The sequence below is a fragment of the Sphingobacterium sp. 2149 genome (assembly GCF_031455655.1).
Taxonomy (GTDB): domain Bacteria; phylum Bacteroidota; class Bacteroidia; order Sphingobacteriales; family Sphingobacteriaceae; genus Sphingobacterium.
Map to the genome: position 1 here is coordinate 1 of NZ_JAVDTD010000012.1, position 12,884 is coordinate 12,884.

14 protein-coding genes are annotated in these 12,884 nt (G+C 39.1%); 13 read left to right on the forward strand and 1 reads right to left on the reverse strand.

The window, feature by feature from the left end; all coding sequences use genetic code 11:
- Nucleotides 1-119 precede the first annotated feature (119 nt).
- The gene (gene metK, locus J2X77_RS17365; protein ID WP_209578287.1) at nucleotides 120-1,373 is read right to left on the reverse strand and encodes a methionine adenosyltransferase; all 1,254 of its coding nucleotides are present in this window, start codon (nucleotides 1,371-1,373) and stop codon (nucleotides 120-122) included.
- A gap of 304 nt (nucleotides 1,374-1,677) precedes the next feature.
- On the opposite strand from metK, the gene J2X77_RS17370 reads away from it, so the two are divergent.
- The 13 genes from J2X77_RS17370 (at nucleotide 1,678) to nuoE (ending at nucleotide 12,883) form a co-directional block, all read left to right on the forward strand.
- On the forward strand, nucleotides 1,678-2,556 hold the full coding sequence (locus J2X77_RS17370) for a diacylglycerol kinase family protein (protein ID WP_209578288.1): 879 nt from the start codon (nucleotides 1,678-1,680) through the stop codon (nucleotides 2,554-2,556).
- A gap of 4 nt (nucleotides 2,557-2,560) precedes the next feature.
- Nucleotides 2,561-2,911 (forward strand): translation initiation factor, encoded by a 351-nt coding sequence (locus J2X77_RS17375; RefSeq protein WP_209578289.1) that lies wholly within the window; start codon nucleotides 2,561-2,563, stop codon nucleotides 2,909-2,911.
- 431 nt (nucleotides 2,912-3,342) lie between these two features.
- Nucleotides 3,343-4,167, forward strand: a complete 825-nt coding sequence (locus J2X77_RS17380) for a MotA/TolQ/ExbB proton channel family protein (RefSeq protein WP_209578290.1) — start codon at nucleotides 3,343-3,345, stop codon at nucleotides 4,165-4,167.
- A gap of 110 nt (nucleotides 4,168-4,277) precedes the next feature.
- Nucleotides 4,278-4,940, forward strand: coding sequence for a biopolymer transporter ExbD (locus J2X77_RS17385; RefSeq protein WP_209578291.1), 663 nt, complete (start codon nucleotides 4,278-4,280; stop codon nucleotides 4,938-4,940).
- Nucleotides 4,941-4,964: 24 nt separating this feature from the next.
- A complete protein-coding gene (locus J2X77_RS17390) occupies nucleotides 4,965-5,522 on the forward strand; it encodes a biopolymer transporter ExbD (protein ID WP_209578292.1) in 558 nt (185 codons plus the stop codon).
- Nucleotides 5,523-5,553: 31 nt separating this feature from the next.
- Nucleotides 5,554-6,441, forward strand: a complete 888-nt coding sequence (locus tag J2X77_RS17395; RefSeq protein WP_209578293.1) for an energy transducer TonB — start codon at nucleotides 5,554-5,556, stop codon at nucleotides 6,439-6,441.
- 328 nt (nucleotides 6,442-6,769) lie between these two features.
- Nucleotides 6,770-7,696 carry a PstS family phosphate ABC transporter substrate-binding protein gene (locus tag J2X77_RS17400; protein ID WP_209578294.1) on the forward strand — a complete coding sequence of 309 codons (927 nt, stop codon included), beginning with the start codon at nucleotides 6,770-6,772 and terminating at the stop codon, nucleotides 7,694-7,696.
- 25 nt (nucleotides 7,697-7,721) lie between these two features.
- Entirely contained in the window at nucleotides 7,722-9,521 is a 1,800-nt protein-coding gene (locus tag J2X77_RS17405; protein WP_209578295.1) for a tetratricopeptide repeat protein, read from the forward strand.
- Nucleotides 9,522-9,640: 119 nt separating this feature from the next.
- Nucleotides 9,641-10,015, forward strand: a complete 375-nt coding sequence (locus tag J2X77_RS17410) for an NADH-quinone oxidoreductase subunit A (RefSeq protein WP_209578296.1) — start codon at nucleotides 9,641-9,643, stop codon at nucleotides 10,013-10,015.
- A gap of 58 nt (nucleotides 10,016-10,073) precedes the next feature.
- Nucleotides 10,074-10,625 (forward strand): NADH-quinone oxidoreductase subunit B, encoded by a 552-nt coding sequence (locus J2X77_RS17415; protein ID WP_209578297.1) that lies wholly within the window; start codon nucleotides 10,074-10,076, stop codon nucleotides 10,623-10,625.
- 3 nt (nucleotides 10,626-10,628) lie between these two features.
- Complete coding sequence (locus J2X77_RS17420) at nucleotides 10,629-11,123, forward strand: NADH-quinone oxidoreductase subunit C (RefSeq protein WP_209578298.1); 495 nt, start codon at nucleotides 10,629-10,631, stop codon at nucleotides 11,121-11,123.
- A 10-nt stretch (nucleotides 11,124-11,133) separates the two neighbouring features.
- Complete coding sequence (locus J2X77_RS17425; protein WP_209578299.1) at nucleotides 11,134-12,369, forward strand: NADH-quinone oxidoreductase subunit D; 1,236 nt, start codon at nucleotides 11,134-11,136, stop codon at nucleotides 12,367-12,369.
- Nucleotides 12,362-12,883, forward strand: a complete 522-nt coding sequence (gene nuoE, locus J2X77_RS17430) for an NAD(P)H-dependent oxidoreductase subunit E (RefSeq protein WP_075990305.1) — start codon at nucleotides 12,362-12,364, stop codon at nucleotides 12,881-12,883. Before J2X77_RS17425 ends, nuoE begins: the two co-directional genes overlap by 8 nt.
- The last annotated feature ends 1 nt before the right edge of the window (nucleotide 12,884 follow it).

Consider the following 12,884-nt stretch of genomic DNA (forward strand, 5'->3'; position numbering starts at 1 on the left):
TTACACTATAAATATATGAAAATCAAACAATTAAAACAAATTATGAGCCTTAGATAATGCAAAAAAAAGAGACTGTCATTTTGAGACAGCCTCTTGTATTTTTAATGAACTTGGTGGTCTTATAGACCAAATTCTGCTTTCACCTTCTCGATATAATCCAGTTTTTCCCAAGTAAATAGTTCAACTTCAACCTGCTTTTTCTCGCCTGTCGAGCTTTCAAATTCTTTTATTACTTTTTTGGGTGTTCTTCCCATGTGTCCATAAGCTGCTGTTTCTGAGTAAATTGGATTTCTCAGTCCCAAACGCGTTTCAATCCCGTATGGAGTCATGTCAAATAAATGGGCAATTTTTTCAGCAATTTGACCATCGGTTAAATTTACTTTGCTCGTTCCATACGTATTTACATAGATTCCCATCGGATCTTTTACACCGATCGCATAAGAAATTTGTACGAGAATTTCATCCGCGACTCCTGCGGCCACTAAGTTTTTGGCAATATGGCGTGTCGCATATGCTGCAGACCGGTCCACTTTAGATGGATCTTTTCCTGAGAAAGCACCGCCACCATGTGCACCTCTCCCCCCGTAGGTGTCCACAATTATTTTTCGGCCCGTAAGACCTGTGTCTCCATGGGGCCCGCCGATAACGAATTTTCCAGTAGGATTGATATGAAACTTAATTTCATCGTTAAATAACACTTGAAGTTCTGGCTTTAATTGTGCTTTGACACGAGGAATTAAGATCGTTTTGATGTCGTGTGTAATTTTGTCCAACATCGCTTGCTCTGTATCAAAGTCGTCATGTTGTGTCGAGATGACAATGGCGTCAATTCTTTTCGGTTTGTGATCGTCGCTATATTCCAGTGTAACTTGAGATTTCGCATCCGGTCGTAAATACTTGATTTCGTTATTTTCGCGACGCAACTCCGCCAATTCATACAGTAAGCGATGAGATAGGTCCAATGCCAAAGGCATAAAATTTTCGGTTTCGTTATTCGCATAACCAAACATAATCCCCTGGTCACCTGCACCTTGCTCTTGCCGTGTTTTACGGTCTACACCTTGGTTAATGTCCGCAGATTGCTCGTGAATCGCGGATAATACGCCACAAGAATTTGCTTCAAACATATATTCAGATTTGGTATAGCCAATCTTTTGAATTACCGAACGTGCTATCTTCTGAACATCGAGGTATATGTTTGATTTAACTTCCCCGGCGAGGACCACTTGTCCTGTTGTTACCAACGTTTCAATAGCGACACGAGAATCCTCGTCCCATGCTAAAAAATTGTCTATTAATGCATCTGAAATTTGATCCGCAATTTTGTCTGGATGCCCTTCAGAAACAGATTCCGACGTAAATAAATAAGCCATGCTTTACCTGATTTTAAATATTGGATTTGCGCTAGAATGAATTAACAGCAAAGTGATAAGCGCCGTGATAGCGAAGGGTTTTAGCACTTTTTTACTGTGGTTGCAATCTCCTTGTCGTTGCTTTTGTGACGCAACAGCACGCAAATCAGTCCACATTCTATTTTTTATGCGACAAAGCTACAATACTTTAAGGATTATTTAAAATCAAATTTATATTTTAATTTAAAAAGTATAGTCACATACTTTAAGATGCACAAAGATTACATTATTTTAAGAAATTCGTAATTTCCGCTATCTTTGGGATATGTCAGAACGTAAACAAATATTGTTTGTTATTAATCCGATTTCAGGAGGAAAGCACAAAACATCTTTCAAAAAGCAGGTGTTAGATGTGCTTGATCTACAAAAATTTGATCCTACTTTTCAACAGACAGCTAGACCGAATCATGCCTATGAAATTGGGTTGAAAGCCATTGAAGAAGGATATGATGCGGTTATAGCCGTGGGAGGCGATGGAACAATCAATGAATTGGGATCAGCTTTGGTTGGGTCTGGAATTCCATTGGGGATTATTCCTGAGGGTTCGGGCAACGGTTTGGCGCTTTACTTGGGTGTACCTATGAATGAAGCTGCAGCTATCCGCCGGATTAATCGTTTTGAATCAATCGAGGTGGACTGTGGTGTTATCAATGAAAGAAGATTTTTTAATATTGCTGGTTTAGGATTCGATGCATCCGTGAGCGAAAATTTTGCTAATGAAAATATTCGTGGACCGTTGGGTTACATGAAATCAGTGTTTAATGTGCTCAGTAAATATCAACCTGCACATTACAAATTGACCATCGATGGAAAAGTTTACGAAAGACAGGCTTTTATGATCAGTGTAGCGAATTCTCCCCAATATGGAAATAACGCTTATATCGCGCCTCAGGCTTCAGTCAATGATGGTATTTTAGATGTCTGTATTGTGCACAAATTTCCACTTTATATATTGCCAAAGATGATTTTTCATCTGTTTAACAAATCGGCAGATCAATCCAGTTATGTAGAGATTATTCCCGGGAAGAATATACAGATTGAGGTGGATAAGATTTCGTCGGTACACGTCGATGGGGAACCAATCGAATTAGGAGATAAACTGGATATTTCCATTATGCCAAAAGCCTTAAAAATAATTTGCTAAGATAATGAGTAAAAATAAAAAACAGTCTTATGAAGGGGTTGTCTATTCCACAGATGATAGCTTCAATTATCAATTGTCTGATTTTTTTCAGGAACAGGATACTTTACCGATGAATCAGCAAAATTTGAAAGTACAGCTTGATCGCAAAATGCGGAAAGGAAAAGTTGTTACGTTGATCACAGGGTTTGTAGGAAAAACCGAAGACCTGGAAATTTTAGGTAAATTGTTGAAACAGAAGTGCGGAGTGGGCGGAACAGTAAAGGATGGCGAGATCATCATCCAGGGGGAGTTTAAACAAAAGATCTACGAATTGTTACTTAAAGAGGGATATCGCGTAAAATTAGTGGGTGGTTAAACAAGTATTGCGAGAATATTGAGATTAAATCTAATGAATTGTTTATTAGGCAAGTATGGTTTGTGTATAGGCTGTATGTTTGTTTGGTAATATGAGTAATCACTTACTTTTTGTAATTTAAAATCTTTGATTTTCTTGCATATCAAAAAAAAAATGGCTTTCATTGTAAAATAATTATTGCGAATAAGCGATTTAGCAACGAGAAACAATGATTATATAACGGGAGCTGCTGAGAAAAATAACACACATTAACGGTGTTTCAGTTTAAAAAAACAAATTTGATTTTTTTTACATATTTAAGAGGAATATTTTAAATTTGACATTAAATATTAAATTTGCTTTGCAAATTGATTTCAAAAGCGAACAAGAGTGCATATAATTTAAACAACATTATATATTTAAACAACAGTAAAAAACTAAAAATTAGAAAAATGGCAAACGCACCTAAAACTGCTGCAAAACAAGAGAGCAACAACGGAGGATCTTTCTTTGCTCAAGCTGCAATCATCATCTGTTTCATCGTGGGTTTCTGTGTATGGAAATTTGTGATGGGTAATCCAACTAACTTCGTTGATAACAATCCGGAAAATGCTCCTAACCCAGGTAACTATTTAGGAATGGTTTACCATGCTGGGGCAATCGTACCTGTTTTGCTTGGTTTATTCTTAATGGTATGGGTTTTCTCGGTAGAACGTTTTATCGTTATCAACAAAGCTTCTGGTACTGGAAACGTTGGAAACTTTGTTCGTAAAATCCAAACGTTGATTAATGGTGGAAACATCGATTCAGCTATTGCTGAATGTGACAAACAAAAAGGTTCAGTAGCAAACGTTGTGAAAGCTGGTTTATTGAAGTACAAATCAGTATCCGTAGATCCTGAAGTGAACACTGAAAAAGCGGCTATTGCAATCCAAAAAGAAATCGAAGAAACAACTGCATTGGAAATGCCTATGTTAGAGAAAAACTTAAACGTTATCGCTACATTAGTTTCTATCGGTACATTATGTGGTCTATTGGGTACGGTAACAGGTATGATCAAAGCCTTCTCGGCATTGGCAACAGGTGGTGCTCCAGATTCAGCTAAATTGGCGAACGGTATCTCTGAGGCCTTGATCAATACGGCAACTGGTATCGCGACATCAACATTCGCTATCGTATTGTATAACATCTTTACTGCAAAAATCGATAAATTAACTTACTCTATCGACGAAGCTGGTTTCTCAATCGTACAAACATACGCTGCAAACCACAAATAAGAACTATGATGAAAATATTTGATTTTTTTAAATTTAGTTTATGGAAATCAAATATTAAAATCATCATAGGATAGAAGATTGAGTTTTTAATTTAAAAAGAAGAATTTAAAATGGGTAAAGCAAAAGTAAAAAGAGCCAGTACGTCGATCGACATGACAGCGATGTGTGACGTATCGTTCTTGCTGCTTACGTTCTTCGTCTTAACGGCGACAGCGCGCCAACCGGAAGCATTGACGGTGGATACCCCAGCATCGACTACGAAAGATAAGTTACCTGATTCAAATGTAGGTATGATCACAATAGGCGATCAAGGTAAAGTTTTCTTCGGTACGACTGATCAACAAGTTCGGGTAAAAGCACTAGAAAGAATGTCAGCAAAGTATGGCGTTGGCTTTTCGCAAGAAGATTACGATCGTTTCAAATTGATGGAAAACTTTGGTGTACCAATGTCTAAATTGAAAGGGTTATTGGCCTTGGACGGAAGTAAGCGTACAGAAAAAGGCGTGCAAACTGGTATTCCTATTGATAGTACTGAAAACACTTCAAATGAGTTGTATTATTGGGTTCAAAATACTCGCCTCGCAGCTGAAGAAGTGAATAAGGAGAAAGAAGCATCGGATAAAAATTTCGTGCATCCTGGACCTTTAAAGATGGCTATCAAAGCAGATGCGAATGAAAAATATCCTTCGGTTAATTTAGTTATTGAAACATTGCGTAATCAAAAGCAAAACAAATTTAGTTTCATAACGGGCATGCGTGCTGAGGACAAATAATTGACGATTTAATAAGAACAAACGATGGCAGAATTAAATCAGGATAGTGGTAAAAAAGGAAAAGGCGGGAAAGTAAGATCCAAAAAAAATGGGGGTAAGGTAGACCTTACAGCCATGGTGGATCTGGCCTTCTTGTTGATCACCTTCTTCATGTTGACCACGTCCTTAAATAAACCGCAGGCAATGGATGTGGCTATGCCAGACAAAAATAAAATTAAAGAAGAACAAAAAGATGAACTGCTTACGGCAGATAATCGTTCCCTTACAATTTTATTGGGTTCTGACAATAAAGTCTCTTGGGTATATGGTCAAGTAGCTAATCCGATCGAAGGGCCTACTGTTGCTGGTTACGGTGCAGATGGGATCCGTAAGGTCTTGATGGAGAAAAAGGCTTATGTACCTCGCGTTTCAGGCGGTAAAGACATGATTGTAATCATACGTCCTAGTGAAAAATGTACACAGCGTAATCTGGTTGATATTCTTGACGAGATGAAAATTGTAGACGTTAAACGCTATATGATCGGAAAGATTACACCAGAAGAAGTCGAAGTGTTAAAACGTGACAATATCTATAATGATTAGTTATTAGATTGACACATAAAACTAAAATAAAATGATAGGGTCAAAATTAGATATTTTTAAGAAAGAATGGCTTGACGTCGTTTTTCAGGGCAGAAACAGGGAGTATGGAGCTTACGAGCTTCGTAAACTTGCGCCCAAAGCGACTAACAGGGGGCTTCTTGTCGTTATCGGCATTGTGGCCATAGCCAGTTTCCTTAGCGTTTTCGGAAGTAAGCTGTTCCCGAAGAAGCCTGTAGAGGCACCTCCGGCAGTCACTGAAGTTACGTTGGAAGACCTTGAAGAAATCAAGCCACCAGAACCGCCAGAAGAGGAACCGCTTCCACAAGAACCGGAAGAGAAACCTCAACAAGTGGCCATGGATGTACCGAAAGAAGATTTGGTTCGTTTCCCTGAACCTAAAGTAGCTCCTGCAAACAAAGTTGTAGAAGAAGTTGCTTCTCAGGAAGAATTGAAGGATCCAAATAAAACTCCAGCGCGTATTACCTTGAAAGGTAGTCCGACAGGTACTTCGGTTGCCCGTGGTGAATTCGGTTCAAAGAAACAAGATGGTGCGATCACTGGAGCAAAAAAAGGAGATCCGAATGGTAATGGAGATGAAATTCTTCCATTTAATGCCATTGAGGTCCAACCAATGCCTGTAGGTGGTATGCAAGCATTTATGTCGTGGGTGGGTTCAAACTATGAGTATCCGGCAGCTGCAACAGAAAATGGTGTAAATGGTGTAGTTGAGGTATCGTTCGTCGTAGAAAAAGATGGTAGCTTGACAGACATCAATATCAAACGTGATTTGAAATATGGTACTGGTGATGCAGCTGTAAGGTTGCTTAAGAAAGCGAAGAAATGGAAACCAGGAATTCAAAATGGTCGTCCAGTTCGTGTAGCGTATACTTTACCAATTCGATTGAACCTTCAAAATTAGAATGACAAATTTTAATTCAAATAGTAGTTCAAATTATAGACAGAAATCGCCTCTGAAGCGGTTTCTGTCTATTTTAGGACTTTTTATGTTTGGCTTTTATTTTGTTTTGGGCCTTTTGATTATATTCTGGGACAATTTTCCGATTGAAATTAATCCAACTTACAAAACAATTTTTGGCGTCGTATTGATTCTGTATTCATTTATGCGGTTTGTTCGGCTTTGGCAAAATAATTTTAATTAAGCGCCTCTTTCTTTTAGTTTTAACCAACTCTCTCTTCAAAAGTTAAACTATTCTTTATTTAAACTGTCTTATTTTATGATGTATCGTATGAGAAAATATAAAATGGTTCTTATGATGCTAGGCGTCTGTATGGGAGTATTTGTTTCGTGCAAAAATAAAACGAAGAGTACAAAGGAAGGAGAGGATATTCTAACGGGTAAACTTCCGGTTATTGTTGATCAGACTTTGTTGCCTATCATCCAAGAATCTGCGGATGTTTTTGAAAGTTCTTATCCAAATTCAACTTTGGATTTGATAGCTAGGCCCGAGATCAAAGCAGTAAATGCTTTGCTTTCTGATTCGGCTTACGTCGTTGTATTGACGAGAAAGTTGACAAACGAGGAAGGTAGCTACTTTCAGAAGCGCGGTATTCAGCCGAAAGTCTTCCAAATAGCTTCCGATGCAGTTGTACTGATCAATAATCGGACTAGTAAGGATACTATTATGTCACAAAAAGACGTTAAGTCTTTGTTGGAAGGTAATTTAGCAGGACAACGGTTGATCTTTGATAATGCCAATTCGAGTACACTACGGTATTTCAAAGATTATTTCAAATTAAACAAAATTGATCCGAAAGCTGTTTCTGCCATGAAGGATAGTGAGGAAGTGATGAAATACGTGAGTGATAATACGAACGCAGTGGGGGTAATTGGCTACAATTGGTATTTGAAAGCTGTAGAAAAAAATTCGAATTTATTGGATAAAATTCGTACATTGAGCATCGGAAGTAGGGATCAAGGGGGCGAAAAGGTCAATTTCTATAGACCATCTCAATCGACTATAGCTGATGGCGTATACCCTTTTGTGAGGCCTGTCTACATTATGAATTATCAGCCAAATATGGGCTTAGGTTTGGGTTTTAGTGCTTTTTTGACAGGCGATCGCGGACAGCGAATCGTTTTGAAAGCGGGATTGGTTCCTGCCACAATGCCTGGGCGTGAGATCATTATTAGAGATGAAAGTTATATTAAATAGATAATAAATAGTACAAAAATAGATTATGACAAACAGCAAATTATTATTTAGTCTTTTATTGGCCGGATCTGTGGGCACAGTAAGTGCACAAAGTTTGAAAGATGCTAGAGCAGCCATCGAGGCTGAAAATTATGGTAAAGCTAAAACTATCCTTCAACAGTTAGTGACTAAGCAACCTAAGAATGGAGATAATTATTTCTATTTGGGTCAAATTTATTTGGTAAACGACAGAGCGGATTCTGCCGCTACGATTTTCAACCAAGGTTTGGCCGCTGATCCAAAGGCTACAATCAATAATGTAGGTTTGGGTTATGTTGACTTAATGAAAAAGGATAAGGCAAGTGCGGAATCTAAATTCGCTTTGGCAACGGCAAAATTAGGTAAAAAGGATTATGAGCCATTGTTGGAGATCGGTCGTGCATATATTAATGCACCTGAACCTGATTATGCAAAAGCGTTAGAGTATCTCACACAGGCGAAGGAAAAAAACAAAAAGGATGTTGCTATTCCTATCGCATTAGGTGATGCGTATCGCGGCTTGAAAGAAGGATCTTTGGCTTATACCAGCTATGGTGAAGCGACGGATATCGATCCGAATTCGGTTCAAGCTAAAGTTGGACAAGCGGTAATTGTACGGGGTGCACAAGCTTTTGATGAAGCCATCACGCAATTAGAGGCTATCGCGGCGGAGACGCCAACTTATGCTCCTACCTATCGTGAGTTAGCTGAGACTTACAACCAATGGTCGAGGTTGCCAGGTACTTCTGATGAGAAATATGTTGAGTTAAATAAAAAGGGTGTTGAGCAATATAAGAAATATCTTGAAGTTGCTGGCGATAACTCGTTGGAAGCAAAAATCCGCTATGCCGATTTCTTGGTATATGCACGTCAGTATGACGATTTGAAAGTAGTTTCGGAGGAATTAGCGCAAAATCCTTCTGTAGATCCAAAAATCTACCGTTACTTAGGTTATATCGCTTTCCAAAAAGCGAAAGATTATCCAAAAGCATTGGAGTATTTGAATCAGATGTTCAGCAAAATGGAGAAAGATCGCGTAATTCCATTGGATTATATGTATTTGGGTATGTCTGAAATCGCTGCTAATAGTCCAAAACATGTAGAAGGTGGTGCAGACAGCACAGCCACAGCCGCACCAGTGTTAACGGCAGAAAACACAGCAAATATTCAAAAAGGTATTGCTGATATTAAAAAAGCAATTGATTTAGACAAAGAGCTTTTGGGCGAAACTGCCGAGCTGGCTTTTGCTAAATATCAAGAGCAAGAACTGCAGACGGCGGCCTCTCTTTTTGAATTAGTGGCGTCTTACACAGATAATAAAACGTATTTGTTTGATGCAAATTATTATGCTGGTGAAGCTTACTATCAAATCGGTGCTAAAGAAGATGCAGCTAGTAAAAACGAGGAGCAAGTTGTGGTTAATCAGGAGCTTAGAGATAAAGCCATTGCTGATTTACAAAAAGCACAGACGTTCTTATCAGTAATTGAAACAACTGACAATAAAGAAGCGCAAGATAAATATTTGATCAATGCACTTTATTACAAAGCTTTTGCTGCTTTAACTGCAGATAACTTGGAGCAGCCTAAAGGTGATTTCGTAGCTTCATTCCAAAAATTGATTGAAACAATCAATCAACGTGGTGCACAAGAGAAAAATAAGAATTATTTAATAGACGCAAATACGTATATCGGTCTTTACTATTACGTGAAGCAAGATCTTCCTAAAGCGAAGGAAAGTTTCCAAAAAGTATTAGCTATAGATCCAGCGAATGAAGCTGTTAAAGGTTACTTAGAAGGTTTAAAATAAGCTTAAGTAAAATCATTCTAAATTAGGCGTAGATAGTAATATCTACGCCTTTTTTGTTTTGTTTTTTACCATGGAATCTCTATATTTAAAGATAGTTACCAATATAAATTTTAGTTGAGATGGAGCAAGCCAATAGTATGCCGATAGACTACTTGCCGATATTTATACAGCTTTTAGTAGCTGTGGGATTTGGAGTAAGTACGATAATTATTACACATCTTATCGGACCAAAGGTCCGCACAGAAAACAAGCTTGGAGCTTTTGAGTCAGGGATTGAAGTTATCGGAAATGCGAGGCAGCCGTTCTCAATCAAATATTTCTTGGTGGCCATCCTATTTGTGATATTTGATGTGGAGGTCATTTTTATGTACCCGTGGGCTGTAAACTTTCGTGATATGGGATTGCAGGGCTTGATAGAGATGTTTATTTTCATGGGACTGCTTTTATTAGGCTTTATCTATGTGATTAAGAAAAAAGCATTAAACTGGGACTAGATGTCCTTATTATGGTTGGTTTTTGGCCAACGATACTAAACCTATAAATCGACTTTTCATGAGTGATATAAAATTAGCACAAGCTCCTCCGGGAGTAGAAGGCGCAGGTTTTTTTGCGACGAGTTTAGATAAAGCCATCGGCTTGGCGCGAGCCAACTCATTATGGCCTTTGCCGTTCGCCACATCCTGTTGTGGTATCGAGTTTATGGCGACAATGGGTTCAACCTATGATTTGGCAAGGTTTGGCGCCGAAAGACCTAGCTTTTCACCGCGGCAGGCAGATATGCTTTTGGTGATGGGTACGATCGCTAAAAAGATGGCGCCTGTGTTAAGACAAGTGTATGTACAGATGGCCGAGCCGCGCTGGGTAATTGCTGTTGGGGCCTGTGCGTCTAGTGGTGGTATTTTCGATACGTATTCTGTCTTACAAGGAATAGACGAAATTATACCGGTTGATGTGTACGTGCCTGGTTGCCCTCCCCGCCCCGAAGCAATTTTGGATGGAGTATTGCGTTTGCAGGACATCGTGAAAAATGAATCCTTGAACCGGAGAAATACGCCAGAATATAAGGCATTGCTTGAAAAGTACGGAATTCATATAAATAAATAAACGATGGAAAACAGTTTTTTATTGGATAAGCTCGAAGAGAATTTTCCCGCAAAGATTCAAGAAATTCCGGATGCTCACGATCTATTGACCGTCATTGTTGAAAAAGAAGACCTGATCGAAGTGCTTCGTTTCCTGAAGTCGAGTAGTGAGCTGCAGTTTATCCATCTGACCGATATTACAGCAGTACATTATCCGCATTTGGAGAAGGAATTTGCTGTCGTTTATCATATCCATAGTCTAGTTCATAATATACGGATACGGATGAAAGTGTTTTTGCAAGGTCCGAATCCTGAGATTCCAACTGCGACTGTGGTTTGGAAAGGTGCGAATTGGATGGAGCGTGAAACTTATGACTTTTTTGGTGTCAATTTTATAGGACACCCCGATCTGAGAAGAATTTTGAATGTTGATGATATGGAGGTATTTCCTATGCGTAAGGAATATCCTTTGGAAGATCCAAATCGCGTAGATAAAAAAGATTTGTATTTCGGCCGTTAAAGTATACAATATGAGCGAATTTATTAGCAAGATAACACCCAATCAACCCGTTTTTGAAGATAACGACCCACAAGATGAGTTGATTACCTTAAATATTGGGCCAACCCATCCCGCCACGCATGGTGTATTTCAAAATGTTGTTCAGATCGATGGTGAGCGTATAGTGAGTGGTGTGTCTACAATTGGTTATATTCACCGGGCGTTTGAAAAAATTGCAGAACATCGGCCGTTTTACCAAATCACTCCATTGACAGACCGTCTGAATTATTGCTCCGCACCAATCAATAACATGGGCTGGCATATGACTGTTGAGAAGCTTCTTAAGATAGAGATTCCTAAGCGTGTGCAGTATATGCGTGTCATTGTTATGGAGCTTGCGCGCATTGCAGATCATATTATTTGTAACGGAATCTTAGGTGTGGATACAGGAGCGTTTTCGGGATTTCTATATGTTATGCAGGAGCGTGAATTTATCTATGAAATCTTTGAAGAGATATGTGGCGCCCGTTTGACAACGAATATCGGTCGTATTGGAGGATTTGAACGTGATTTCAATGCTATAGCTTTTGAAAAAATACGTGAATTTTTGAAACGCTATCCTCCGGTATTGCAAGAGTTTGAAGAACTGTTTGTTCGTAACCGTATTTTTATTGAACGGACTTCAGGAGTTGCTGCTGTAACGGCAGAAGAAGCTTTGGATTACAGTTGGTCAGGTCCTATTTTGCGGGCTACCGGCGTGGATTATGATATCCGCGTACAGAATCCTTATTGCTCCTATGACGAATTTGATTTCGATGTGCCTGTTGGCACTACAGGCGATGTCTATGATCGATTTATGGTACGGAATGCCGAAATGTGGCAATCTCTTCGGATTATAGAGCAGGCATTGGACAAAATAGAGAAAGAGCCTAAAGGGGTATTCCACGCCGAAGTGCCTGATTTCTATTTGCCTCCAAAAGAGCAAGTGTATACCAATATGGAGGCTCTAATTTACCATTTTAAAATCATCATGGGTGAGGTAGACACGCCAAAAGCCGAAGTCTATCATGCGGTCGAAGGTGCAAATGGTGAACTTGGATTTTATTTGATTCATGACGGTGGACGGTCACCTTATCGTCTGCATTTCAGGAGACCTTCTTTTGTCAATTATCAGATGTTCGCACCAATGAGTGCAGGAATGCTGATTTCAGATGCCATTATAAATATGAGTAGTCTTAACGTTATAGCTGGAGAATTAGATGCTTAGTGTAAAACAACATAATGAAAATGTAACGTTTTCTCCAGAATTGTTAGCCAAGTTTGGAGAAGTGGTAAGCCGTTACCCCGAAGGAAAGCAGAAATCGGGCTTATTGCCCATTTTACATTTGGTTCAGGCGGAATACGGCTGGGTCAGCGCAGATGCGATGGATAAGGTTGCTGTTTACCTAAATATATTACCGATTGAGGTGTATGAGGTGGCAACCTTCTATACCATGTTCCTGTTGCAACCCAAAGGAAAATACGTACTGGAGATTTGTCGTACCGGGCCTTGTTGTTTGGTCGGTGCAGAACGTATTATGGGGCATTTAGAGCAAAAGCTCGGTGTAAAGGAGGGGCAGGTCACAAGTGATGGGCTTTTCTCTTGGCGTGGTGTAGAATGTTTGGCTGCCTGTGGTTTTGGACCAGTCTTACAGATCGGCCCTGAATATACATTCTATGAGAATCTGACAGAAGATAAGGTCGACGAATTGATTGATAATTTAAAAGCTAAAACAGAATAAT

Coding starts and splice junctions, on each gene's coding strand:
- J2X77_RS17375 (WP_209578289.1), top strand. CDS start 2,561: ATGAGTAAAAATAAAAAACAGTCTTATGAAGGGGTTGTCTATTCCACA.
- J2X77_RS17385 (WP_209578291.1), top strand. CDS start 4,278: ATGGGTAAAGCAAAAGTAAAAAGAGCCAGTACGTCGATCGACATGACA.
- metK (WP_209578287.1), bottom strand. CDS start 1,373: ATGGCTTATTTATTTACGTCGGAATCTGTTTCTGAAGGGCATCCAGAC.
- J2X77_RS17390 (WP_209578292.1), top strand. CDS start 4,965: ATGGCAGAATTAAATCAGGATAGTGGTAAAAAAGGAAAAGGCGGGAAA.
- J2X77_RS17400 (WP_209578294.1), top strand. CDS start 6,770: ATGAGAAAATATAAAATGGTTCTTATGATGCTAGGCGTCTGTATGGGA.
- J2X77_RS17410 (WP_209578296.1), top strand. CDS start 9,641: ATGGAGCAAGCCAATAGTATGCCGATAGACTACTTGCCGATATTTATA.
- J2X77_RS17405 (WP_209578295.1), top strand. CDS start 7,722: ATGACAAACAGCAAATTATTATTTAGTCTTTTATTGGCCGGATCTGTG.
- J2X77_RS17395 (WP_209578293.1), top strand. CDS start 5,554: ATGATAGGGTCAAAATTAGATATTTTTAAGAAAGAATGGCTTGACGTC.
- J2X77_RS17380 (WP_209578290.1), top strand. CDS start 3,343: ATGGCAAACGCACCTAAAACTGCTGCAAAACAAGAGAGCAACAACGGA.
- J2X77_RS17415 (WP_209578297.1), top strand. CDS start 10,074: ATGAGTGATATAAAATTAGCACAAGCTCCTCCGGGAGTAGAAGGCGCA.
- nuoE (WP_075990305.1), top strand. CDS start 12,362: ATGCTTAGTGTAAAACAACATAATGAAAATGTAACGTTTTCTCCAGAA.
- J2X77_RS17370 (WP_209578288.1), top strand. CDS start 1,678: ATGTCAGAACGTAAACAAATATTGTTTGTTATTAATCCGATTTCAGGA.
- J2X77_RS17425 (WP_209578299.1), top strand. CDS start 11,134: ATGAGCGAATTTATTAGCAAGATAACACCCAATCAACCCGTTTTTGAA.
- J2X77_RS17420 (WP_209578298.1), top strand. CDS start 10,629: ATGGAAAACAGTTTTTTATTGGATAAGCTCGAAGAGAATTTTCCCGCA.